21 protein-coding genes are annotated in these 23,569 nt (G+C 70.7%); 5 read left to right on the top strand and 16 right to left on the bottom strand.

Annotation, left to right across the window (positions count from 1 at the left end; translation table 11 throughout):
* Positions 1-164: 164 nt before the first annotated feature.
* From AB0E91_RS19490 to AB0E91_RS19465, 6 genes are all read right to left on the bottom strand, one after another.
* Entirely contained in the window at positions 165-698 is a 534-nt protein-coding gene (locus AB0E91_RS19490; RefSeq protein ID WP_361783019.1) for a YbaK/EbsC family protein, read from the bottom strand.
* Complete coding sequence (locus AB0E91_RS19485; protein ID WP_361783016.1) at positions 695-1,504, bottom strand: hypothetical protein; 810 nt, start codon at positions 1,502-1,504, stop codon at positions 695-697. Before AB0E91_RS19485 ends, AB0E91_RS19490 begins: the two co-directional genes overlap by 4 nt.
* An 11-nt stretch (positions 1,505-1,515) precedes the next feature.
* On the bottom strand, positions 1,516-2,250 hold the full coding sequence (locus AB0E91_RS19480; protein WP_361783013.1) for a hypothetical protein: 735 nt from the start codon (positions 2,248-2,250) through the stop codon (positions 1,516-1,518).
* 5 nt (positions 2,251-2,255) lie between these two features.
* Positions 2,256-3,428: an ATP-grasp domain-containing protein gene (locus tag AB0E91_RS19475; RefSeq protein ID WP_361783010.1), complete on the bottom strand. Its 1,173-nt coding sequence runs from the start codon at positions 3,426-3,428 to the stop codon at positions 2,256-2,258.
* A gap of 116 nt (positions 3,429-3,544) precedes the next feature.
* On the bottom strand, positions 3,545-5,059 hold the full coding sequence (locus AB0E91_RS19470) for a PqqD family protein (protein WP_361783007.1): 1,515 nt from the start codon (positions 5,057-5,059) through the stop codon (positions 3,545-3,547).
* 358 nt (positions 5,060-5,417) lie between these two features.
* Positions 5,418-6,305, bottom strand: a complete 888-nt coding sequence (locus AB0E91_RS19465; RefSeq protein WP_361783004.1) for a LysR family transcriptional regulator — start codon at positions 6,303-6,305, stop codon at positions 5,418-5,420.
* Positions 6,306-6,406: 101 nt separating this feature from the next.
* Here AB0E91_RS19465 and AB0E91_RS19460 point away from each other — a divergent pair, with 101 nt between their 5' ends.
* Positions 6,407-7,321, top strand: a complete 915-nt coding sequence (locus AB0E91_RS19460; RefSeq protein ID WP_361783001.1) for an EamA family transporter — start codon at positions 6,407-6,409, stop codon at positions 7,319-7,321.
* 302 nt (positions 7,322-7,623) lie between these two features.
* Here AB0E91_RS19460 and glnA read toward each other — a convergent pair whose 3' ends face one another.
* The gene (gene glnA / locus AB0E91_RS19455; RefSeq protein WP_361782998.1) at positions 7,624-9,033 is read right to left on the bottom strand and encodes a type I glutamate--ammonia ligase; all 1,410 of its coding nucleotides are present in this window, start codon (positions 9,031-9,033) and stop codon (positions 7,624-7,626) included.
* A gap of 210 nt (positions 9,034-9,243) precedes the next feature.
* On the opposite strand from glnA, the gene AB0E91_RS19450 reads away from it, so the two are divergent.
* Positions 9,244-9,711 (top strand): RDD family protein, encoded by a 468-nt coding sequence (locus AB0E91_RS19450; RefSeq protein WP_361782995.1) that lies wholly within the window; start codon positions 9,244-9,246, stop codon positions 9,709-9,711.
* Between the two features lie 123 nt (positions 9,712-9,834).
* On the opposite strand, the gene AB0E91_RS19445 is transcribed toward AB0E91_RS19450, so the two are convergent.
* The 4 genes from AB0E91_RS19445 to lipB form a co-directional block, all read right to left on the bottom strand.
* Positions 9,835-10,539: a DUF4191 domain-containing protein gene (locus AB0E91_RS19445; protein ID WP_361782992.1), complete on the bottom strand. Its 705-nt coding sequence runs from the start codon at positions 10,537-10,539 to the stop codon at positions 9,835-9,837.
* A 74-nt stretch (positions 10,540-10,613) separates the two neighbouring features.
* Positions 10,614-10,811 carry a hypothetical protein gene (locus AB0E91_RS19440; protein WP_361782989.1) on the bottom strand — a complete coding sequence of 66 codons (198 nt, stop codon included), beginning with the start codon at positions 10,809-10,811 and terminating at the stop codon, positions 10,614-10,616.
* Positions 10,812-11,069: 258 nt separating this feature from the next.
* Positions 11,070-12,035 carry a lipoyl synthase gene (lipA, locus tag AB0E91_RS19435; RefSeq protein WP_361782986.1) on the bottom strand — a complete coding sequence of 322 codons (966 nt, stop codon included), beginning with the start codon at positions 12,033-12,035 and terminating at the stop codon, positions 11,070-11,072.
* A gap of 151 nt (positions 12,036-12,186) precedes the next feature.
* Positions 12,187-12,987 (bottom strand): lipoyl(octanoyl) transferase LipB, encoded by an 801-nt coding sequence (gene lipB, locus AB0E91_RS19430; RefSeq protein WP_361782983.1) that lies wholly within the window; start codon positions 12,985-12,987, stop codon positions 12,187-12,189.
* A 264-nt stretch (positions 12,988-13,251) separates the two neighbouring features.
* On the opposite strand from lipB, the gene AB0E91_RS19425 reads away from it, so the two are divergent.
* On the top strand, positions 13,252-14,718 hold the full coding sequence (locus AB0E91_RS19425) for a regulator (RefSeq protein WP_361782980.1): 1,467 nt from the start codon (positions 13,252-13,254) through the stop codon (positions 14,716-14,718).
* 33 nt (positions 14,719-14,751) lie between these two features.
* Here AB0E91_RS19425 and AB0E91_RS19420 read toward each other — a convergent pair whose 3' ends face one another.
* Both AB0E91_RS19420 and AB0E91_RS19415 read right to left on the bottom strand, forming a co-directional pair.
* The gene (locus AB0E91_RS19420) at positions 14,752-16,128 is read right to left on the bottom strand and encodes an NAD(P)/FAD-dependent oxidoreductase (RefSeq protein WP_361782977.1); all 1,377 of its coding nucleotides are present in this window, start codon (positions 16,126-16,128) and stop codon (positions 14,752-14,754) included.
* A 149-nt stretch (positions 16,129-16,277) separates the two neighbouring features.
* Positions 16,278-17,174 (bottom strand): TIGR01777 family oxidoreductase, encoded by an 897-nt coding sequence (locus AB0E91_RS19415; protein WP_361782974.1) that lies wholly within the window; start codon positions 17,172-17,174, stop codon positions 16,278-16,280.
* An 82-nt stretch (positions 17,175-17,256) separates the two neighbouring features.
* Here AB0E91_RS19415 and AB0E91_RS19410 point away from each other — a divergent pair, with 82 nt between their 5' ends.
* Positions 17,257-17,745: a GNAT family N-acetyltransferase gene (locus AB0E91_RS19410; protein ID WP_361782971.1), complete on the top strand. Its 489-nt coding sequence runs from the start codon at positions 17,257-17,259 to the stop codon at positions 17,743-17,745.
* Between the two features lie 15 nt (positions 17,746-17,760).
* Here the strand turns inward: AB0E91_RS19410 and AB0E91_RS19405 are convergent, their stop codons facing one another.
* Positions 17,761-18,954, bottom strand: a complete 1,194-nt coding sequence (locus AB0E91_RS19405; protein WP_361782968.1) for a MarP family serine protease — start codon at positions 18,952-18,954, stop codon at positions 17,761-17,763.
* Positions 18,955-19,146: 192 nt separating this feature from the next.
* On the opposite strand from AB0E91_RS19405, the gene AB0E91_RS19400 reads away from it, so the two are divergent.
* Complete coding sequence (locus AB0E91_RS19400; RefSeq protein WP_361782965.1) at positions 19,147-19,953, top strand: peptidoglycan recognition protein; 807 nt, start codon at positions 19,147-19,149, stop codon at positions 19,951-19,953.
* Positions 19,954-19,983: 30 nt separating this feature from the next.
* On the opposite strand, the gene AB0E91_RS19395 is transcribed toward AB0E91_RS19400, so the two are convergent.
* Both AB0E91_RS19395 and aceE read right to left on the bottom strand, forming a co-directional pair.
* Entirely contained in the window at positions 19,984-20,502 is a 519-nt protein-coding gene (locus AB0E91_RS19395; RefSeq protein WP_161181752.1) for a DUF4240 domain-containing protein, read from the bottom strand.
* Positions 20,503-20,632: 130 nt separating this feature from the next.
* Positions 20,633-23,335: a pyruvate dehydrogenase (acetyl-transferring), homodimeric type gene (gene aceE, locus AB0E91_RS19390; protein ID WP_361782962.1), complete on the bottom strand. Its 2,703-nt coding sequence runs from the start codon at positions 23,333-23,335 to the stop codon at positions 20,633-20,635.
* Positions 23,336-23,569 lie beyond the last annotated feature (234 nt).

Raw genomic sequence — 23,569 nt, 5'->3', positions numbered from 1 at the left:
GCGATCATCACCGAACAAGATCTACTTTCGCAACAGACCCTAGAGGCTCCGCGGAAGTCCGTGGAGGGGTCAGGCTGCGTCTTTGAGTGGGAGTCCTTCGTAGGTCCAGCGGAACGGGCGGGCGTGTTCGTTCCGCTGGATCATCCAGGTGTCCATCTTTCCGATCAGGTCGTGACGACGTCGGCCTCCTCCCCGATCGACTCAGTCCGGGGCTCTGCGATCCGTACGTAGTCACACACGTCCAAGGCCACGGACAGGGCCAGGTCGCCCGCGTTGAAGAACATCTCCTCGTGATCCAGCAGAGCCGGGTCGACGACCAGTTCCAGAGCCGGGTCGAAGGCGAAGGGCACGATGGAGCCGCTGACGCAGCCGGACAGCCGCTCGGCGGTGGCGCGGTCGGCGAAGGACACGTTCCGCGCCTCCCAAAGCTCCTGGATCCGGCCCAGATCGACCCGCCGGTCACCGGGCACGACGGCGAGGACGTAGCGGGAGCTCTTCTTCGTCATTTTCACCCGTACGACGATGCACTTTGCCGCCTGCTCCGTGGGATGCCCCCGCATCTCGCTCACCACATCGGTCCGCCCCTCAGGCGGATGTTCGATGAGCCGGAACCGGGCATTGTGGCGGGCGAACAGATCGAGGAGACGGGCGCGGGCGGTATGGCCGTCTGCGCCCGCCGCGAGCAATGCGTCGGTCATCCCCAGACCACCGCGGAATCCAGCTCGTCGTCGGCGAACCCGAAGAAGAAGCCCATGGTCAGCCGATCCGCTCCGCCGACCCTCTCGATGGAGTGGTAGCGGGTGGGATTGATCAGGTAGATGTCGCCGGCCTGCGGCTTGAACTCGTGGCAGGGGTGGCCGTCCACCACGGCCTCGTCATAGCCGAGCCCACCAGCGATTTTGTACTGCTCGTCGGCCGACTCCCAGGCCCTCTGGTACGTCCGCAACTCGCCGCCTTCGTCGCACTCCTGGATGCACACCACGCAGCTGAGCTGGTAGGCCAGGCCGGCGAGCACCAGGCCGGTGCCTCGCGCGTCCCGCATGATGTTGTCGTTGTGCAACGGGTTGCGCACACCGTCGGCATGGATGCGGACGACCGAGGCCGCGTACTGCCTGCCATCAGGCTCCTGGGCCGACTCCATGGAGCGGAGCCCGAAGGCGTCGCGCAGTGCCGAGCGGACCCGCTCGTTGAGGTCGAACCCGGCCTTGTCGAGCATCCCCTGGGCCTTCTCGGCCTCGCTGAAGTACGCCGCGGGCTCGGCGAGGTACTTGGCGAGGTAGGGGCCGATGGTGGTCAGGCTGCCGTTCGCGTACTCCGTGGTGGACGCGTTGGCGAAGAGCTTGCCGACCCGGTCGAGATTGTCCTTGAACACCTCGGCGGGCAGCAGGTTGCGCAGGACGACGACGGCGACCTCGCCGTCGGCGAGCCTGCGCAGCAACCCGGCGTCCGGACGGCCGGTGCTCGTGTCGACGACGACCCTCGACCAAGATTCGGTGCGTGTCATGGCGATCTCCTTTACGAATACGAGAGTTCTGTCTCGGTGGGGGCGATGTGGAAGGCGTGGACGGTGCGCGGCTCCAGCGGTTCCCACTGGTCGGCCGGCGCGAGGTCGGGAACCACCTCGGACGAGAGCACCGTCATGTCGGGAGTACGCAGCCGTTGCATGCCGAAGTAGCGCGGCGACGTGGTCTGCGGAGACGTCCAGTGGATGACATAGGCCGCACGCGGGTTCACGGCGATGGCGTTGCCCGAGCTGCCGCCGGGCGGGATCGCGTCCAGCAGCCGCAGCGTGCGCTGTGCGTCGACGGCGTCCGTACCGGCGGGGATCGCGTAGTCGAAGTACTCACGAGAGTCGAAGGCCGAGGACTTCATGCCGAGCAGGCGGTGCACCGTGGGCAGGAACCCGTTGTGCATGAAGTACCAGGGGAGTTCGCCGTCCCGGTGGAGCGGGTGGGTGAACTGGATTCCGTGGTTCTTCGGCAGGGTCGCGTGCCGCGCGTGGATCGCGAGGAAGTCGGTGGTCAGGCCTGGGACCGGCGACTCCTGCCAGCTCTCTGCGAGGGGGCGTACGTCTCGGTGGACGCCGAGCCCGTGCACGGCCCCGTCCTCACGCCACACCGCGCCCCAGCCGTTGGGATGGACGTCCGTGGGCCCGTCATGGTCGGCGGTACGGCCACAGCTCATGGCGACGGCCGCGTCGAGGACGGCCCGGGTTGGGAATCGGCCCTGGGCGAGAATAAGACGGCACAAGGGGATCAGCCTCGCAATCGTGGGGCGACGAGCGGTTGCAGGAGAGAGCGGACCTGCTCCGGGCTGTGGCCGAGGGCGATGACCCGGGCCTTCGCGCCGACGTGCCGCGCCAGGTCGGAGTTGAGTAACTCCCCTTCTTCTGCGGTGAGTTCATCAGAAGAGGGAGGAGGTGGCGCGGTGTGAAGTTCGATGTCGGCGGCCGAGGCGGCCAGTGCCCGTGCGGCCCGCAGTTCCTCCTCCGACACGATGGTGACTTGACCGGCCGTACGGCTGGATGGGCCGGGCAGCAAGGGGACCTGCCGGTCCAGGTGGACCTGGAAGACCTGTTCGGCCCAGCGCATTCCGGTCGCCCGTTCTACGAGCGCCACCAGTCCACCGCCGGAGAGACGGAACCCCATCTCCACGAAGACGGGACCACCCTGGCCCTGCAGGATGTCGATGTGGAAGGGGCCTTCGGCGTAGCCGACCGCACTCAGGCACCGGTCGACCATCTCGTGCAGCTCGTCGTCCGCGCCGGCGCCGTGCACCGCGATATGGCCCACCTCGCGGAAGCCGGTGAGCGTGGGTGCGTCCGGCACGTCCTCCAGCGTGGTGATCTTCTCGCAGATGCTCAACAGAAGAGCCCGGCCGCCGATCGCGACGCCCTGCAGCGAGACCTCGGGGCCCTTGACGAACTCCTCCGCCATGACGGCGCCGAACGCGCCGCCGCCGTAGTTGCGCCGGGCGTGGATGTCCGCCAGGGCCCGGCGCAGCTCCGCCGTGTTGTCCACCAGCATCACGCCCAGCCCCCCACCGCCGTCGACCGGCTTGACGACCTGGGGGTAGCCGAGGTCGTCCGCCGTGTCCGCCTCCTGAGGCCCGAGCTTGCGGAAGCGGGGTTGCAGCACCGAGGGCGCGGAGCGCGCCAGCATGGCACGCTGCTCCGCCTTGTTCGGAGGGAGAAACGTTTCACCGACATGGGGCCAGGGCGTTACCCGCAGGGTGTTCGCCGCCTCGAAGGCCGCGTAGACGTACCGTTCGAAACCAGCGAGGAGCAGAGCGGGCCGTACGCCCGCGGTGTCGAGGGCCACCCGTACCTGTTCGGGTTCCTGCGGTCGCTCCACCGCGAGTTCCAGGTCGAACGGCCGACGGCCCAGCAGCCGGCGCCAGCGCAGATACGCCGCGGTCTCTACCAACACCGCCCGCATGCCGCGGCCGCGGGCACAGTCCAGATACGGATCCAGGCCGTCGCGCGTGGCACCCAGCTGTACGAAGTCACCTGTCGCGCGCGGCGGCCGGGCATCGTTCGCCACGGTCACCGCCCGGAGATCAGCTCGGAGACGACCGGACCGTCCGCCGTGTGCTGGGTCCTGATGACCTGCTTGTGCGGGTCCCCGTCGAGGATGGAGTCGATGAGTTCACCACTGTTCGGGGCGAGCGTGGGCAGCCGCAGCGAGCTGCCGTAGAGCACCTGGAGCTGGCTCACCGTCAGTCCGCTGATGCGTTCCAGGCGTGCGGCCAGGCCGGCGTCCTGCAGCGAGCCGCCGAGCAGGGCATGCACGTCGTCGGCCGCGAGATCGGAGTGCTCCGCGCGCAGGAACTCCGCCAGGCGGGTGCCCTTCTCGGTGAAGGGGGCGTGCACCATGGTGGCGAGGTGTTCCTCAGTCAGGCCGTACGCCTCCCTGGCGTAGGCGTCCATCGCCGCGCGCATCCGCCCGGCGGCACCCTCTCCGTCGTACCGCTCGCGGACCAGCGCGACGAGCTGGGCCGGGAACTCCTTCTTGTGCATGAGCGACACCGCGAAGTCGACGTACTCCTCAAGGCCCTGGGCGTACGTACGGCCGTGGCAGCGCTCGGCCTTCAGGGCCCGCAGGTGCGCCATCAGGGCGGGGTTGCCGCAATCGGACTCGGTGAAGCTGAAGGCGATGTCGTCGAAGGTGAACCCGAGGAACTCGGTGAGCAGGCCCCAGTGATCGCCCGAGGCATAGGCAGTGTCGTCGTAGATGGAGAAGAACTGCAGGCCCGTGCGGACGTCGGTGGAGATCGCGTGCTCCGCGATGAGGTCGACCGCCGCGTCGCCGTGGATGTCGGCGAAGTAGGCCTGGGAGATGTTGTTCAGTGCGGTCAGGAACCCCTTGAAGCCCCGTCGATCCTCGGGCTTCGGCTGGAGTCCGAACCGGCGGGCGAGCCGGGAGACCCACAGGTAGTAGTCGCGCTGCTCCTGCTTGGAGTCCCCCGTGATGATCAGGTCGACGCCGCCGTCGTGCCCGGCGGCGAGGCCGAAGGAGTTCACCATGGACAGGTTGCATGCATTGCAGAAGGTCGGGCGGGCGTCACCGGCGGTACGGTGACCGGTCATCAGGATGTCGAGCCGGTTGCGCTCCACGACGTCGGCCGCTTGCGGCAGGTCGACGTCGAAGGCCTTGACCTGCTGCCCGTCGATGAGCAGAAGCTCACACTCCGGGTCGTCGAAGAGGTTCAGCGCCCGGTAGGCGCGGTCGATGTTCTCCATCACCGCACGCGGCATTCCGGCATGACGGTTGGTGGCGACCCGCATGCGGAAAGTCGATCCATGGATCTGGAAGAGGATGAGCTGCATCGCCCTGACGAACGCCAGGGTGTAGGAGCTGTCCTTGCCGCCGCCGTAGGCGACGAGGACGACGTTGCGCTCCAGCCGGGTCTTGTCCGGCAGTTCAGCGTGCAGACGGACCGCACAGCGCACAGCGCCCTCGTAGTTCTCTGCGGACATCACCTCCCGCAGATCCCTGAAGGCCTGCGCCCGCTGCCCTTCGAACCTCGTCAGCGGATGTTCGAGCACACCTAATGCCATCGTCAACGCATTCCTCTCGGAAGGGCCCTATTGCACCGGTTGGGAATCAAGTGGTGAATGGGCGTGGAAACAGGACTTGGCGTTCCGGAGCACGCAGAAAAAGTGTCGGAGTGGCGCCCGTTCAGCGTGCAAATGGTCAGCCTGAAGCCGCACCTACGGCAGACGCGAAATGGCGTGAGTGGACACAGCGTTCACTCGGTTTCTGGTCTGGTGTGCAGCCCTCTGTAGCGCACGAAATTCCCCCGTCCGACCCGTCCGATTACGGATTCAAGATCGCTCATCACCCTTGGGTATGCCTCGGGGAAGTGTCAACAACCCGTCTCAGAATGTGAACACTCGGGGATGGAGCAGCCCGGAATTACCGGGGCCAGTGGTCGCGCAGTATTTTGAGCGCGGCCTGGATCGACGGGCGCTGACCCGATCTGCGCCGCCACACCGCCGAGACCTGCCGTGAGGGGGCGGGCCTCAGTGGCACGGCACGCACGCCCGGGGGCAGTGCGGCCCGGCCGAGCCGGGGCAGCAGCGCCACCCCCACACCGGCCGCCAGCAGGGCGAGCTGAGACTCGTACTCCTCGACCTGATAGGCGATGGTGGCCCGGGCGGCGAAGGCCTCCAGAAGCCATCGGTGGCACATCGCTCCCGGCCCCTGGCTGATCCACCGCTCGCCGAGCAGGTCCGCGGGAGTCAATGCCTCCCGGTCCGCCAGGCCGTGGCCGCCCGGAAGCGCGATGTCCGCGAGATCCTCGCCGATGGTGGCCCCGATCAGCGAAGAAGGCATCTCCAGCGGGGCGTTGTGCCAGTCGTGGACCACGGCGAGGTCCGCCTCCCCCTGCACCACCAGAGTGAGCGCACGGTTGGGGTCGATCTCGACGAGCCGGCACTCCAGGCCCTCGTACCTCCCCGCGAGTTCCGCGATGGCCGCCGCGACGAAGCCCCGGCAAGCGGTGGGGAACGCCGCCAGAACCAGCTCGCCGCGCGGCATCCCCCGCTGCTCTTCCAGCTCCGCCTCGGCCCGCTCCAGGACGGTGATGACCTCGGCGGCCGCCTGGGCCAGCACATGGCCGGCCGGGGTCAGGGCCACCCTGCCCGCCTGTCGGTCCAGCAGGTCGGTGCGCGTCTCCCGCTCCAATTTGGCGATCTGCTGCGACACCGCCGAGGCGGTGTACCCGAGAGCCACCGCGGCCCTGGCGATGGAGCCGTGGGTGGCTACGGCGTTCAGAGCCCGGAGGCGACCAAGATCAAGCATGAAGCGATGCTAATGGTCCCCCTTTAGCAACTCGCGCTGGGCAAACATCACGGCTCCTGCTGTGATGGCTTCTCTTACACCACACGGACACGGGAGAACCGGTGAAGCGTGCCCACGCCGCTTTGGCCTTGCTGGTAGCGGCAGTCTGGGGGGCGAACTTCGTCGTCATCGACATCGGTCTGCAGGAGTTCCCGCCGCTGTTGTTCTCCGCCCTGCGTTTCCTTCTCGCCGCGGTACCAGCCGTGTTCTTCGTAGGCCGGCCGCAGGTTCAATGGCGCTGGGTAATAGCCGTTGGTGTCGCTTTGGGCATCATGAAGTTCAGCCTGCTGTTCGTCGGTATGCACATCGGAATGCCTGCCGGTCTTGCCTCGCTCGTGCTGCAGGGACAGGCCGTGTTCACGATGCTTTTCGCGGTCGTCCTGCTCAGGGAACGCCCCCGTGGAATGCAGGTAATGGGAATGCTTGTCGCGGCCGCAGGAATGATGCTGGTTGCCCTGGAATCCGGTCACGGCTGGCCGGTCAAGGGTTTTCTGCTCATTGTCGGGGCGGCTGCCTGCTGGGGTCTTTCCAACATCGCGATGCGCAAGGCGAGTCCGCCGGACATGTTCCGGTTCATGGTGTGGGTCAGTGTGGTTCCACCCATTCCACTGACCCTTCTCTCTCTTCCGCTGGAGGGCGCACGACGGGATCTGGACGCGCTGCGGCACCTGGGCCTGTCCGGGATCGCCGCGGCCGTGTACGTCGCCTGGATCGCGACCCTGTTCGGCTATGCGGCCTGGGGCTACCTACTGCGCACGTACGACGCCCCTACGGTCGCCCCCTTCTCACTGTTCGTGCCGGTCTTCGGCATCCTGACGGCCTGGGTCTACCAGGGCGAGAGGGTTACGCTCACCACGGTGTTCGCCTCCGCCCTGGTGGTCGTGGGCATCCTGACGGGCATGCTCCGGCCGGGCCGCAAGCGTCCCGCCGTCGAGGCGGCCGTACCCGTGCCCCCGCTCTCGCAGAACCGCACGTGACCGCCACGCTCCGGCAAAGGCCCCGGTCACAGAAGTAGTTGGGCTCCAGCATCGTCCCGGCGGAGACCCGGCAGCTCGCCCCAACCGCGACCCCGTTCAGCAGGATCGCCCCGACCCCGACAACGGATCCGACGCCGACCGAGCAGCCGTGCAGCAGGGCGCCGTGGGCGGCCGTGACGTCACGGAGATGCCCCAGAAGGACACCACCGAGCCTCGAAACGCCTCGTCGGTGCAGGTCAGGTCTCTCCTGAGCTGCACCGACGAGGCGGATGCCGATTGCGTTTCCGCAGGTCAAGCAGTGTTTACACGTCGTAGTACAGCTCGAACTCGTGCGGGTGCGGACGCAGCGCCAGCGGAGCGATCTCGTTCGTGCGCTTGTAGTCGATCCACGTCTCGATGAGGTCCGGGGTGAAGACGTCGCCCTGGAGGAGGAAGTCGTGGTCGGACTCGAGGCGGTCGAGGACGGCGCCGAGGGAGGTGGGGACCTGGGCCACGCTCGCGTGCTCCTCGGGAGCCAGCTCGTAGAGGTCCTTGTCGATCGGCTCGGCGGGCTCGATCTTGTTCTTGATGCCGTCCAGGCCCGCGAGGAGCAGGGCGGAGAAGGCGAGGTACGGGTTGCCGGAGGAGTCGGGCGCGCGGAACTCGACGCGCTTGGCCTTCGGGTTGGAGCCCGTGATCGGGATACGCATCGCCGCGGAGCGGTTGCGCTGCGAGTACACCAGGTTGATCGGCGCCTCGAAGCCCGGCACCAGGCGGTGGTACGAGTTCACCGTCGGGTTGGTGAAGGCCAGCAGCGACGGGGCGTGCTTGAGGATGCCGCCGATGTAGTAGCGGGCCATGTCCGACAGGCCCGCGTAACCGGCCTCGTCGTAGAAGAGCGGGGCGCCACCGGACCACAGGGACTGGTGGACGTGCATGCCCGAGCCGTTGTCGCCGAAGATCGGCTTCGGCATGAAGGTCGCGGTCTTGCCGTTGCGCCAGGCGACGTTCTTCACGATGTACTTGAAGAGCATCAGGTCGTCGGCCGCGGCGAGCAGCGTGTTGAACTTGTAGTTGATCTCCGCCTGGCCGGCCGTGCCCACCTCGTGGTGCTGGCGCTCGACCTTGAGGCCCGCCTTGTCCAGCTCCAGGGAGATCTCCGCGCGCAGGTCGGCGAAGTGGTCCACCGGGGCCACCGGGAAGTAGCCGCCCTTGTAGCGGACCTTGTAGCCGCGGTTGTTCTCGACCGCACCGGTGTTCCAGGCGCCGGCCTCGGAGTCGATGTGGTAGAACGCCTCGTTCGCGCTGGTGGCGAAGCGGACCGAGTCGAAGACGTAGAACTCCGCCTCGGGGCCGAAGAACGCGGTGTCCGCGATGCCCGTGGAGGCGAGGTACGCCTCGGCCTTCTTGGCCACGTTGCGCGGGTCGCGGGAGTACTGCTCGCCCGTGATCGGGTCGTGGATGAAGAAGTTGATGTTCAGCGTCTTGTCGCGGCGGAACGGGTCCATGCGGGCCGTCGACAGGTCGGCGCGCAGCGCCATGTCGGACTCGTGGATGGCCTGGAAGCCGCGGATCGACGAGCCGTCGAAGGCCAGCTCCTCGTCCGGGTCGAACGCCTCGACGGGGACGGTGAAGTGCTGCATGACGCCCGGCAGGTCGCAGAAACGTACGTCTACGAACTTGACGTCCTCGTCCGCGATGAACTTCTTGGCGTCGTCGGCGTTCTGGAACATCCAGCTCCTCCTACTCCCGGCCGTCCGGTCGGGGTGGTAGATCGGGTCGTGCGGCCAGTGCGGTGGCACACGCTTTTTCCGACACTAGGGACGTGCGGTTTCTCGGGCGTGACTCGTTTGTTTCGCAGAAGTTAACCGGCCGCCCCTCCACCGTAGCCCCGACACACCCCTCCACGCGGTGATCAAAACCCGGCACAGTACCGTGGACGGGTGGACAACAGGCAAGCAATGGGATCGTGGCTCTCCGGGCCCCGCGCGGCCATGGAAGAGGCGGGCGCGGACTTCGGGTACCGGGGCGAGCAGCTCGGGCTTCCCGAGGACGGTCCGAACTCCGTCGCCCGGCCCGGCAGGCGGCTCGGCGCGCTCGCCGTGGACTGGGGGCTGTGCGTCCTGATCGCATACGGCCTGATCACCCACGGCAACAGCCCCGCCACCAGCAACTGGGCGCTTCTCGTCTTCTTCGCGATGAGCGCGCTCCTGGTCGGCACCCTCGGCTTCACCCCGGGCAAGCGGCTCTTCGGGCTGCGTGTGGTCGCCCTGGAGACCGGCGTCGTCAACCCGTTGCGCGCCCTGCTCCGTACCGTCCTGCTCTGCCTCGCCGTCCCCGCCCTGGTCTGGGACCGCGACGGCCGCGGCCTGCACGACCGGCTCGCCAAGACCGTCGAGGTCCGTATCTAGCCCGCGGACGCGGATACGGCAGACACAGATACGGCAGACGCAGATACGAGAGTGGGGCCCGCCGGAGGAATTCCTCCAGTCGGGCCCCACTCTCGTACGAGTACGGGACGTACGGGAAGCCGCTCAGCGCGACTTCGGGCTGCCGCCCTTCGGCATCCGCATCCCCTTGGGCATGGGCCCCTTCGGGAGCGGCATGTTGGTCATCAGGTCGCCGAGCGCGCGCAGCCGGTCGTTGGTGGCGGTCACCTGCGGGCCGGTCAGGACGCGCGGATACTTCAGCATCGTTGTGCGCAGCTTCTTCAGGTCGACCTGACCCTCGCCGCTGCCCACGATCAGGTCGTGCACGGGCACGTCCGCGACGATGCGGTTCATCTTCTTCTTCTCGGCCGCGAGCAGGCTCTTCACCCGGTTCGGGTTGCCCTCCGCGACGAGCACGATGCCGGCCTTGCCGACCGCGCGGTGCACGACGTCCTGGCTGCGGTTCATCGCCACGGCGGGGGTGGTGCTCCAGCCCCGGCCGATGTTGTCCAGCACCGCCGCGGCGGCGCCCGGCCTGCCCTCCATCTGCCCGAAGGCGGCCCGCTCGGCCCGGCGGCCGAACACGACGGCCGCGGACAGCAGACCGATCAGCAGGCCCGCGAAGCCGAAGTAGTACGGATGCCCGACCAGGAAGCCGATCACGAGGAGGACGCCGAAGATACCGAGTGCGACGGCAGCCAGTACCAGGCCGATCGTCTTGTCGGCCTTCTGGGTCATCTTGTACGTGAGAGCGATCTGCTTCAGTCGCCCTGCGTTCGCGGCGTCCGCCGCGGTTTCCTTCCTCGCCATGCCACGAAGTCTACGTGGCCTCCGGTGCACTCTCGACGGCGGTGTCGGAAGCGTCACACCGGGGCGGGGGAGGGTCAGGGACGGGCAGCGGCGCGGTCGAGGACCTGCTGGGCCTCGACGCGGTCCTTGGCCCGGCGGCGGTCCTCCAGGACCGACGTCCAGGCGTTGCGGCGGGCGGTGCGCTGACCGCCGTTCATCAGCAGGGACTCGACGGCGCGCAGGGCGCCGCTGAGGGACGGGATGGCGTTGGCGCGGACGGGTGCGGCCTGCATGATCGAGGTCCCCCCTCGGAGCGGGTGGAGTACGGGGCGTGATTCCAGGGTCACTGATTGGTGTTACCAGGGCGTGACCGGCCGGTCAAACGCCAGTGAAGCCCCGGTGCGCACCCCGCGTACGACGGCGCGGCCCCGGCGGGTGCCCTCATCAGGGAGGACGGCCGGGACCGCGTCGACTCGGCCATTACTGGCCAGTAGGAACTTGTGCGTGAATTCACACGGCTTGCTCACGCCGTAGGGGCGGCGATCAGTACGTCAGACCGCCTGGCTCGCGACGAACGCGCCCCGCTTCTCGATCGCCATCTGGTAGAGGCGGCCGGCGCGGTACGACGAGCGGACCAGCGGGCCGGACATCACACCGGAGAAGCCGATCTGCTCGGCCTCCTCCTTCAGCTCCACGAACTCCTGCGGCTTGACCCAGCGCTCCACCGGGTGGTGCCGCAGCGAGGGGCGCAGGTACTGGGTGATGGTGACCAGCTCGCATCCGGCCTCGTGCAGCTGGACCAGCGCCTCGCTGACCTCCTCGCGGGTCTCGCCCATGCCGAGGATCAGGTTGGACTTGGTGACCAGGCCGAAGTCGCGGGCCTCGGTGATGACCTTCAGCGAGCGCTCGTAGCGGAAGCCGGGGCGGATGCGCTTGAAGATGCGCGGGACCGTCTCGACGTTGTGCGCGAAGACCTCGGGGCGGGACTCGAAGACCTCGGCGAGCTGCTCGGGCACCGCGTTGAAGTCCGGGGCCAGCAGCTCGACCTTGGTGCGGCCGGTCTCACGGCCCGCGGTCTGGGCGTGGATCTGGCGCACGGTCTCGGCGTACAGCCAGGCGCCGCCGTCCTCCAGGTCGTCGCGGGCGACGCCGGTGATCGTGGCGTAGTTGAGGTCCATGGTGACCACGGACTCGCCCACGCGGCGCGGCTCGTCACGGTCCAGGGCCTCGGGCTTGCCGGTGTCGATCTGGCAGAAATCGCAGCGCCGGGTGCACTGGTCGCCGCCGATGAGGAAGGTGGCCTCGCGGTCCTCCCAGCATTCGTAGATGTTGGGGCAGCCGGCCTCCTGGCACACCGTGTGCAGGCCCTCGCTCTTCACGAGGTTCTGCATCTTCGTGTACTCGGGGCCCATTTTCGCCCGGGTCTTGATCCACTCGGGCTTGCGCTCGATGGGGGTCTGGCTGTTGCGGACCTCCAGGCGCAGCATCTTGCGTCCGTCGGGTGCGACTGCGGACACGACCGGCTCCCTGCTTGTTGCGAAGTAGTCTTCGATTCTTCGGCGTACACAGAGTACGCCCATGTTCATTGGGCCCTACGGGTGAGGAAAACCTCGCGGACGCAGGCCGAATTCCCGGTCGGACCGATCGGACCATTCCCGGTCGGACCGATCAGACCGCGGCGGTCTTCTCGATCACCCGGGGCCTCAGGTCCGCGTTCTCCATGACGGCCCGCAGGTGCCGCTCGACCACCGGCACGACCTCGGCGATCGTGACGTCCCGGCCCAGCTCGTTCGCGAGCGAGGCCACTCCGGCGTCGCGGATGCCGCAGGGGATGATGCGGTCGAACCAGCGGTTGTCCGGGTTCACGTTGAGGGCGAAGCCGTGCATCGTGACGCCCTTGGCGACGCGGATGCCGATCGCGGCGATCTTGCGGTCCTCGCGGCGCTGGCCCGCGTTGGAGGGCGCGTACTCCGGGCCGTTCATCCGGGGGTCGAACTCCTCGTCGTGGAGACGCGGGTCGAAGTCCAGGGAGAGGCCGCCGAGCGAGGGGCGCTGCTCGACCGGGTCGCCGAGCACCCAGACCCCGCTGCGGCCCTCGACGCGGCTGGTCTCGAGGCCGAACTCCGCGCAGGCGCGGATCAGGGCCTCCTCCAGGCGGCGCACATGCGCGATCACGTCGACCGGGCGGGGCAGCTTCTGGATCGGGTAGCCCACCAGCTGGCCGGGGCCGTGCCAGGTGATCTTGCCGCCCCGGTCCACGTCCACGACCGGGGTGCCGTCGAGCGGACGCTCGCTGTCCTCGGTGCGGCGGCCCGCCGTGTACACCGGGGGGTGTTCGAGGAGCAGCACGGTGTCGGGGACCTCGTCGGCGAACCGGGCGGCGTGCACCCGGCGCTGCTCGTCCCACGCCTCCTGGTACTCGACGGCGTCCGCGCCGAACCCCATGTGGACGAACCGCAACTCACTCACGGCAAGCGCCTCCCTCAGGCTGCCCCTCGTTCAGGCCGCCCCTCGTCGGGTCTGTCAGGCGCGTCGGGCGCCCACGCCACTGTACGTCCGGCCCGGACACGTCAGTCCCACGGGTGATGCTCACACGATCGGATGAATGCGCGGCGGAATGTGCGACTACTTGCTCACTCTCCGCTACATTCGCGCCGTTCGTGCGGCCGAAAGGGCTGCTCACAGGCGATCCCGGCACCCGAGGGAGCTGGAAGGCAGGAGACCGCACCACAGATGACGGACCGACCCGCGCAGCGCACCCCCAACCGCCAGCTCGCCGCGCTCATCGCAGAGGCGGGTTTCTCCAACGCGGGTCTGGCCCGGCGCGTCGACCAGCTCGGCCTGGAGCACGGGCTGGACCTCAGATACGACAAGACCTCCGTCACCCGCTGGCTGCGCGGCCAGCAGCCCCGGGGCACCACCCCCGCGCTCATCGCCGAGGTCTTCACACGCCGCCTGGGGCGCCGGCTCACCGCGCAGGACCTCGGCCTGGACGCGTGCGCGCCGGTGTACGCCGGGCTCGAGTTCGCGTCCACGCCGGAGGAGGCCGTGGACATCGTCGGCGGGCTGTGGCGCAAGGACTCCGGCAGCCATGCCGAGCTGCGCCGGATCGCCTTCACCCCGGCCGGGCTCGTGGTGCCCAGCCGGGACTGGCTGATCGGCAGGCCCGACGACCGGGTGGCCCGCGAACCGGCACCCCGGGTGCCCGCGCAGGGCCGCCACGGCAGCATGCCCGGGCGGACCGAGCCGGTCCCCGGCGCGCTCCGGCCGCCCGGCCACCCCGACCGCTCCTCCGGACACCGGGTCACCTCGGGCGACATCGCCGCGCTGCGCTCGGTCGGCGAGCTGTTCCGCACCCTCGACGACCAGTACGGCGGCGGCCACGCCCGCCAGGCCCTGGTGCGCTATCTGGAGCACGAGTGCGAGCCGATGCTGCGCGGGGTCTACTCCGAGCAGACCGGCCGCCGGCTCTTCGGCGCCGCCGCCGACCTCACCCGGCTCGCGGGCTGGACGTCGTACGACATCGCCGCCCACGGGCTCGCCCAGCGCTACTTCGTCCAGGCGCTGCGGCTCGCGCAGGCCGCCGGGGACCGGTCCTACGGCTCCTACGTGCTGGTCACCATGAGCCGTCAGGCCGTCTACCTCGGGCACGGCAGGGAGGCCCTGCAACTCGCCCGGGTCGCCCAGCAGGGGGTCGGCACGGCGGCGCCCCCGGTCGTCCAGGCGCTGCTGCACGCGGCGGAGGCGCGGGCGCACGCGATGCTCGGGGAGGCGCGGGCGTGCACCACCGCGCTGCTGCGCGCCGAACGCGCCCTGGAGGCCGCCCGGCCCGGCGACGAGGTGCCGCACTGGGCGCGCTTCTTCGACGAGGGTCAGCTCGCGGACGAGCTGGGCCACTGCCACCGGGACCTCCAGCAGTTCCGCGCGGCCGCGCAGCACGCGGAGCGCGCGCTGCGGCTGCGCGGACCGGCGCACGCCCGCAGTCGGCTGTTCTGCCGGGTGGTCCTCGCCACCGCCCGGCTCGGCCTCGGCGAACTCGACCAGGCGTGCGCGCTGGCCGCCGACGCGGCGGCCCAGGCGGCGGAGATGCGCTCGGTGCGCGCGGTCGAGTACGTCAAGGACTTCGAGCGCCGCCTGGAGCCGTACCGCGACGCGGCCCCGGCCCGGGGCTACCGGGAGCGGACCGCCGCCCTGGGCTGAGGTCACACCCCCGGCATCCCCTCCGGTGCGGTCCTACGCCGCGTGCGGCACCGTCGCCGCCGGGTCGGCGCGGTGCATCGAGCCCGCCGCGCCGAGGTCGGCCAGGAGGGCCGCCGCGACGCGGTGGGCGGAGCGCAGGGCGCCCTGGACGGTGCCGGAGTCGCGGTGGTCGCCGCACACGTACAGGCCCGCCATGAGGCGCACCGGGCGGCGCGCGTCGTACGGCGGGCGCTGTGCGGGGACGGCCTCGGGGGTGTGGTGCACGGCCAGGGTCTCCCAGCGGTGCGTCGAGGTGCCGTAGAGCCGGGCCAGCTGGATGCGGACGGCGCCGTCCAGCTCGCCGGGGGCGCCGGGCGGGGTGCCGAGGACGGTCGAGGAGATCAGTACGCGCCCGGCGGGCGCCCGGCCCGGGTCCACGGCGCCGATCACCGCTGTGTGCGCGACCGGGCCGCCGCGGTCGGCGTCGAGCAGCAGCGCGGAGCCGGTGGCCAGCGCGGGGGCCGGGTCGTCGGTGGTGTGGTGGACCACGGTCACCGGGTGGAAGTCCGGCACGCGCAGGCCGGGCAGCAGCTCGGCGGCGGCGCGCGCGCCGGTCGCGAGGAGCACCGCGCGGCAGCGGATCACGCCGTGCTCGGCGGTGGTGACCGAGGTGGTGGAGACCGAGGTGACGCGGACGCCGGTGCGCACCGTGCCGGGCGGCAGCGAGCGGGCCAGCCGGTCGGGGAGCGCCTGGGCGCCGCCCTCCGGGACGCACAGCCGTCCGCTCGCGAAGGCGTGCAGCGCCAGGTCGGCGGCCCGGCTGGAGGTGGTCAGCTCCGGGTCGCACAGCAGGGCGGCGAGCAGCGGGCGCAGGAAGCCCTCGACGGTGCGGGGCGGCAGGCCGCGCGCCTGGAGGGCCTGGGCGGCGGGCAGTTCGGGGCGGGCCAGCAGGCGTTCGACGGGCGTGGCGGCGAGCCGGTTGAGCGCACTGCCGAGCCGGGCCCGGTCCATGGCGCCCCCGGCCGCCCCGCCGGTACGGCTCTCGCGGGCGCTTCCGGCGCCCCGAGGGGCGCTCGCGAGGGCGCGCGCGATGTGAAGTGCGCCCCTTGCGCCCCCGGTGACCGCCGGAGTGCCCGCCCGGTGCCGGTGCCCGTCGCGGTGCAGCAGGACCCCGGGCGCGAAGCGGCGCAGCGGCAGGGCTTCGAGGCCGGGGGTGGTGCGAAGTTCGGGCCAGGACGTGAACAGCGGCTGTCCGACGCGGTCGAGCCGGAAGCCGTCTACCTTCTCGGTCGACATGCGTCCGCCGACACACGGCTCTGCCTCCAGGACCGTGGTCGTCACTCCAGCACTGGCGAGCCGACAGGCCGCCGCGAGTCCGGCGGTCCCGGCTCCCACGACGACGACGTCCACCTGGTACGCGGGCTCAAGCACGAGGCCCCTCCTGTGGTTGCGCGGCCGGTGGAGACGTGATGCCCCCAACAGGCCCCGGGGATACCCGAGTTCGGGTCGAGGTTAGGGCCCCGAACGGTCAGGGACAGTCGCGCATCGACAGGGCACGGTCGCATGGAGGTCGCATACGGTCACTCCGCCGCGCGGATCGCGTCCTCGATCCCGGGGAACGCGAAAGCGAACCCCGACTCCAACAGCCGCCGGGGCACCACCCGTTGACTGCCCAGCACATCCCCGGCCATCTCGCCGAGCACCGCGCGCAGCACCGCCGCCGGGACCGGGAACGGCGTCGGCCGGTGCAGCACACGCCCCATCGCCTCGGTGATCTGCTGGTTGGTCAGCGGGTCGGGCGCGGTCAGATTGAACGGCCCCGACAGGTCCGCCCGGTCGATCAGATGCCGGATCGCCGCCACCTCGTCGTGCAGCGCGATGTACGACCAGTACTGCCGCCCGTCCCCGAGCCGCCCCCCGAGTCCCGCCTTGAACAGCGGGAACAGCCGCCCCCACGCCCCGCCCCCGGACGCCACCACCAGACCGGTGCGCACGAACACCGTCCGCACGCCCGCCTCCCGCACCGGCGCCGCCGCCTCCTCCCACTCCTCGCACACCGAGGGCAGGAAACCGTCGCCGGGCGGGGCGCTCTCGTCCGTGATCCGGTCCCCGGTGTCGCCGTAGTAGCCGATCGCGCTGCCGTTCACGAAGACCCGGGGCGGCTCCGGCAGCGCGGCGGCGGCCTCCGCGAGCGTCGCCGTGCCCAGGACCCGGCTGTCCCGGATCAGCCGCTTGTACTCCGGCGTCCAGCGCTTGTCCCCGACCCCGGCCCCGGCCAGGTTCACCACCACGTCGCAGCCGCTCAGCCCGGCCGCGTCCACGGTCTGCCGCGCCGGGTCCCAGCGCACCTCGTCCGCGCCCCGGGGCTCGTGGCGCACCAGCCGGACCACCTCGTGCCCGTCGCCCCGCAGGGACCGCACCAGGGCGCTGCCGATCAGACCGGACGCACCGGCCACCGCGATTCGCGAATGCTCCATGAGCCCAGCATGGCCGCCCCGCCCCCGGAAACCGGGGAGAACGGCCCACCGGAGCCGCAAGTCGCCGCCGTACAGTCCTCCCATGACACAGCCCCTCATACGCGCCGCCCGGCCCGAGGACGAGGCGGAACTGGCCCTGCTCGACCGCCTCACCTGGTCCACGCTGCACTCGGTGCAGCCCGAGCCGAGCCCGCCGTACCCGGCCTTCTTCGGCGAACGGCACCCCCCGGAGAACCACCTGGCCGCCGAAATCGACGGCCGCCTCGTCGGCTACGTCCGCATCTGCCCGCCCACCCCGCTCGCCGTGAACGCGCACGTACGGCAGATCCAGGGCATCGCCGTCGCCGAGGAGGCACGCGGCCTGGGCGTCGGCCGCGCACTGGTCCGGGGCGCCGTCGAACTGGCCCGCCGACAGGGCGCCCGGCGCCTCACCCTGCGCGTCCTCGGCCACAACGCCCCGGCCCGCCGGCTCTACGAGGCCGAGGGCTTCAAGGTCGAGGGCGTCTTCCCGGAGGAGTTCCTCATCGCCGGGGAGTACGTCGACGACGTCTGCATGGGCCGCTTCCTGTGAGGTGCCCCGGGTGCCCTACGACGTGATCAGGTGCCCGGTGTCCACCGGCTTCGTCGCCTTCGCCGCCCGCGCCGCGTCGCCCGCGACCTCGTCCGCCGTGAGCACGTAGCCCGTCTCGGAGTCCGAGGTGGAGCGGGCGAACACCACGCCGTACACCCGCCCGGACGTGGTGAGCAGGGGTCCGCCCGAGTTGCCCGGGCGGACCGTCGAGCGGACCGAGTAGACCTCGCGGGTGACCGTGCGGTCGTTGTAGATGTTCTGGCCGGTCGCCCGCACCCGGTTCGCCACCGTCGCCGCCTGAAGGTTCAGGCCGCCGTCCTCCGGATAGCCCGCGACCACCGCCGAGTCCCCGCGCCGCGCGCCGTCGTCGAAGCGCAGCACCGGGGCGCTCAGCCGGGGCACGTAGAGCACCGCCACGTCCCGGTCCGGGTCGAAGAGCACCACCCGCGCCGCGTACGACGGGCCGACCCCGCCCACCCGCACCGACGGCTCGTCGATCCCGGCCACCACGTGCGCGTTCGTCATCACGTGCCGGGGCGCGTACACGAACCCGCTGCCCTCGCGACCCTCGGCGCCCACCGCGCCCTCGATCTTCACCGTGCTCGTCCGGGCCGCCTCCGTCGCCTCCGCCGTCACGCTGTCCCCGGTGGGCTTGGCCACCCGGGCCGTGGACTCGTTCTCGAACGGGTTGAAGACCTGCGGGAAACCCGCCTCCGTCAGCGCCGAGGTGGCCCGCGAGAACCACCCCGGGGTCGTCTCCGGCATCGTCTCCTGCACCGCGCCGAGGATCGCCGAGCTCCGGATCGCCGTCGTCAGGGTCTGCGAGGACGTCGCCGCCAGCACGCTCGCCGCCACCCACGCCACGATCAGCACCGCCACCGAGTTGGCCGCCGCGCCGCCCATCCCGTCCACGATCCGCAGCGCGCCCCCGCCCGCGCGGTCCATACGGCTGCGCAGCCGCAGCCCCAGCTGCCCCGCCAGCTCGTGCCCCACCACACCCGGCACCAGCACCGTCAGCACCGCGAGCACGATCGCCCCCGCCGACCCGCGCGTCACCAGACCCGTCACCCAGGGCAGCGCCCAGACACCGACGGCCGCGCCGCCCACGAACCCGGCCAGCGACAGACACCCGGCCACCAGGCCGCGCCGGTAACCGGCCGCCGCGTAGACGAGGACCACCAGCACGAGCAGCACGTCGAGCAGGTCCACGAAGCCGCCTTTCTCTCGGACCCCCCAGTACGGGCGGGACGAGCCCGCTGATCAGTCGCGCACGAGCGCCCCCGGGAGGGAAACGGCACACGTGTGCGTGTACCCCCGGAAACGTCCCGGACGGGGACGATGGTTCCACCGGGTGGCACAGCACACATCGCGGACCCGGCCGGGCGATCCGACGATGGGATCATGCGTGCCACGCGAGGACCGGGCGGACAGAGGCGGCGCGTCCGGGTACCGGGCGCGGTGCTGCTGGCCGTCGGCTGCCTGCCCGGAATCACCGCCCTGATCGCGGTACTGGTCCTCGCGCGGGGCAGCGGGAGCATCGTCGCCCACCACTCCGAGCACCCCGCCACGACCGCCCCCGTCCCGTCCCCGCTCCACCACGCGCCCCGCCCGGTGATCGTGCCCCGCTCCGTCTGGCTCGATGCCACCGCCCGGCACGAGCAGCCCGCCCCGCGCTACGACGACAAGGTGGTCGCCGTCTTCGTCCACCACACCGACTCGCCCAACGGCTACGACTGCGCCGACGCCCCGCGCATCATCCGCGCCCTGTACGCGGGCCAGACCGGCAGCCGGCACTGGGACGACATCGGCTACAGCTTCCTCGTGGACCGCTGCGGCACCGTCTACGAGGGCCGCGCCGGGGGAGTGGACCGGCCCGTCACCGGCGCCCACACCCAGGGCTTCAACCACCGCACCGCCGGGATCGCCGCGCTCGGCACCTTCACCGCGGGCGTCCCCGTCCCGCGCGCCATGACCGACGCGATCGCCGCCGTGGCCGCCTGGAAGCTGGGCCTCGCCGGCATCGACCCGCGCTCCCACGTCCGGCTGGTCTCCAGCAACGGGCTGAGCCGGTACAAGGCGGGCACGGCCGCCAGCCTCCCGGCCCTCGCGGGCCACAACGACGGCTACCAGACCAGCTGCCCCGGCGCCGCCCTGAGCGCCCGCCTCCCCGAGATCAGGAACGCGGCGGCCCGTCTGCAGGGCCGGTGAGCGGGGTGCCGGAAAGCGAGCGGGCACGCCTCACTCCCTGAAGCGTTCCCACAGGACCGGATAGCGCTCCGCCAGCATGCCGTCGTTCTCGAAGTCGAAGGCCGTGCCCGCGGGCTCCGCGGGCGCCGGGGCGATGCCCAGCTCGGGGGCGACCACACCGGTCAGCCGCTCGTACGCCTCGTCGGCCGCGTACCCCAGCTCCTCGCCGTCCCCGTCCATCTCCTCGTCGAAGTCCTCCACCAGCTCCGCCAGCGCGTCCGGATCGTGCAGCGCGCCCTCGAACACCTCCCGGCCCTGGCCGATCAGCCAGCACCGGAAGTAGTCGAAGGCGTCGTCGCTCGCGCCGCCCAGCAGAATCCAGGCCGCGCCCCACAGATCCCAGCGGTACGCGCGGTTGTAGCGGGCCTCGAAGTGACGGGCGAAGTCCAGGACCATGTCCGGGTCCAGCTGGAGCAGCCGGTCCACCAGCAGGTCGGCCTGCTCCTCGGGGTCGCCCTCGGCGGCCTCGCGGGTGGCGTCGATCAGCTCCCAGAACTCCGTCTCGTCCATCACGGCACCAGCATCGGGCCTCGCACGGCACCCCGCACGTGGAACGGCACGGTGAACGGCGGGAAACGGCGGAGGAAAACGAAGAAGGGGCACGGCGTCGTGCCGTACCCCTTCAGCGGACCTCAGAAGGTCACAGACCGTACTTCTCGCGGGCTTCCTTCACGGCCGTCGCCTTGACCTCGCCGCGCCGGGCGAGCTGCGCCAGGGCCGCGACGACGATCGACTCGGCGTCGACACCGAAGTGACGGCGGGCCGCCGCGCGGGTGTCGGAGAGGCCGAAGCCGTCCGCACCCAGCGAGGACCAGTCCTGGTCGACCCACTGCGCGATCTGGTCCGGGACCTGGCGCATGTAGTCGGAGACCGCGAGGACCGGGCCCTCGGCGCCCTGGAGCGCCCGGCGCACGAACGGCACCCGCTCCTCGCCGCGCAGCAGGGCCGCGTCGGCGTCCATGGCGTCGCGGCGCAGCTCGGACCAGGAGGTCGCGGACCACACGTCGGCGGCCACGCCCCACTCCTCGGCGAGCATCCGCTGCGCGTCCAGCGCCCAGTGGATCGCCGTACCCGAGCCGAGCAGCTGCATGCGCGGGGCGTTGGCCGGGACGGTCACGCCCGCGGACTCCGCCGTGTTGAAGCGGTACAGGCCCTTGACGATGCCCTCGTCGATGCCGGGGGCGGACGGCTTGGCCGGCTGCGGCAGCGGCTCGTTGTAGACCGTCAGGTAGTAGAAGACGTCCTGGTCCTCGCCCTCGGCGGCCTCGCCGTACATGCGGCGCAGACCCTCCTTGACGATGGCGGCGACCTCGTAGGCGAACGCCGGGTCGTACGTCAGCGCGGCCGGGTTGGTCGCGGCGATGACCGGGGAGTGGCCGTCGGCGTGCTGGAGGCCCTCGCCCGTCAGGGTCGTACGGCCGGCCGTCGCGCCGACGAGGAAGCCGCGGCCGAGCTGGTCGCCGAGCTGCCACATCTGGTCGGCCGTGCGCTGCCAGCCGAACATCGAGTAGAAGATGTAGAACGGGATCATCGCTTCGCCGTGCGTGGAGTACGCGCTGGACGCGGCGATGAAGTCGGCCATCGAACCGGCCTCGGTGATCCCCTCGTTGAGGATCTGGCCGTTCTTGGCCTCCTTGTAGTACATCAGCTGGTCGCGGTCGACCGGCTCGTACGTCTGGCCCTTGGGCGAGTAGATGCCGAGCGAGGGGAACAGCGACTCCATGCCGAAGGTGCGCGCCTCGTCGGGGACGATCGGCACCCAGCGCTTGCCGGTCTCCTTGTCGCGGACCAGGTCCTTGACCAGGCGGACGAACGCCATGGTGGTCGCCACGTTCTGCGAGCCGGAGCCCTTGTCGAAGGAGGCGAACGCCTTGTCGGCGGGGGCGGGCAGCGCGGGCAGCGGCTGCGTGCGGCGGGCCGGGGCCGGGCCGCCGAGGGCCGCGCGGCGCTCCTGGAGGTAGCGGACCTCGGGGGAGTCGGCGCCCGGGTGGCCGTAGGGCACCTGGCCGTCGGCGAAGGCGCTGTCCGGGATCGGCAGCTCAAGGAGGTCGCGCATCGCCTTGAACTCGTCCACCGAGAGCTTCTTCATCTGGTGGTTGGCGTTCTTGGAGGCGAAGCCCGGGCCGAGGGTGTGGCCCTTGACCGTCTGGGCCAGGATCACGGTCGGCGCGCCCTTGTGCTCGACGGCAGCCTTGTACGCGGCGTAGACCTTGCGGGCCTCGTGGCCGCCGCGCGAGAGGTGGAAGCACTCGAGGATCTTGTCGTCGCTCAGCAGCTTCGCCATCTCCACCAGCGCCGGGTCGGCGCCGAAGAAGTCCTGGCGGATGTAGGCCGCGTCACGCGTCTGGTACGTCTGGATCTGGGCGTCCGGTACCTGGCGCAGGCGGCGGACCAGCGCGCCCGTGGTGTCCAGCTGGAACAGCTCGTCCCAGGCGGTGCCCCACAGGGTCTTGATGACGTTCCAGCCCGCGCCGCGGAACTGGGCCTCCAGCTCCTGCACGATCTTGAAGTTCGCGCGGACCGGGCCGTCGAGGCGCTGGAGGTTGCAGTTGATGACGAAGGTGAGGTTGTCCAGCTCCTCACGGGCGGCGAGCGCGAGGGCCGCCGTCGACTCCGGCTCGTCCATCTCGCCGTCGCCGAGGAACGCCCACACGTGCGAGGCGGAGACGTCCTTGATGGCGCGGTTGGTCAGGTAGCGGTTGAACCGCGCCTGGTAGATCGCGGAGAGCGGGCCGAGGCCCATCGACACCGTCGGGAACTCCCACAGCCAGGGCAGGCGGCGGGGGTGCGGGTAGGAGGGCAGGCCGTTGCCGCCCGCCTCCTGGCGGAAGTTGTCGAGCTGGGTCTCGGTCAGCCGCCCGTCCAGGAAGGCGCGGGCGTAGATGCCCGGGGAGGCGTGGCCCTGGATGTAGAGCTGGTCGCCCGAGCCGTCGCCCTCCTTGCCCTTGAAGAAGTGGTTGAAGCCGGTCTCGTACAGCCACGCGGCGGAGGCGAAGGTGGCGATGTGGCCGCCGACGCCGTACTTGCTGCCCCGGGTGACCATCGCGGCCGCGTTCCAGCGGTTCCAGGCGGTGATCCGGGCCTCCAGCGCGGCGTCACCGGGGATGCCCGGCTCGGCGGCGGTGGGGATGGTGTTGAGGTAGTCCGTCTCGACGAGCTTCGGCAGGCCGATGCCGTCCGCCTCGGCACGCTCCAGCGTCCGCCGCATCAGGTACGCGGCGCGATGCGGGCCCGCCTCCCTGGCGACGGCGTCCAGGGAGGCACGCCACTCGGCGGTCTCCTCGGCGTCGCGGTCCGGGAGCTGGTCGAGCGCGCTCTGCTGGATGGCGTTGGGGTCGGTCATGTCGCCGCCTTCCTCAGTCGAAGGGGGTGCTCTCATGGTTGAGAGCTTGGGGGTGCCCTTGGTCTTTGGCAGGACAGGGCCGTCGAGGACTGTAACTCCCTGATCGATGATCGATCAAAGGTTTGGGGGTGAAAACCCCGTCTTTGCGCGAAAGTAGGCACCCGGTGTCTTTTGGACAGGCACGGGGTGCCGTGTTTTTGGCGGTTTTCGTCCCCGTTTTCGCAGGTGAGCGGG

The organism is Streptomyces sp. NPDC026659, assembly GCF_040638245.1.
Taxonomy (GTDB): domain Bacteria; phylum Actinomycetota; class Actinomycetes; order Streptomycetales; family Streptomycetaceae; genus Streptomyces.
The sequence above is the reverse complement of the archived record's forward strand: the minus strand, read 5'-3'. Positions and strand labels throughout refer to the sequence as shown.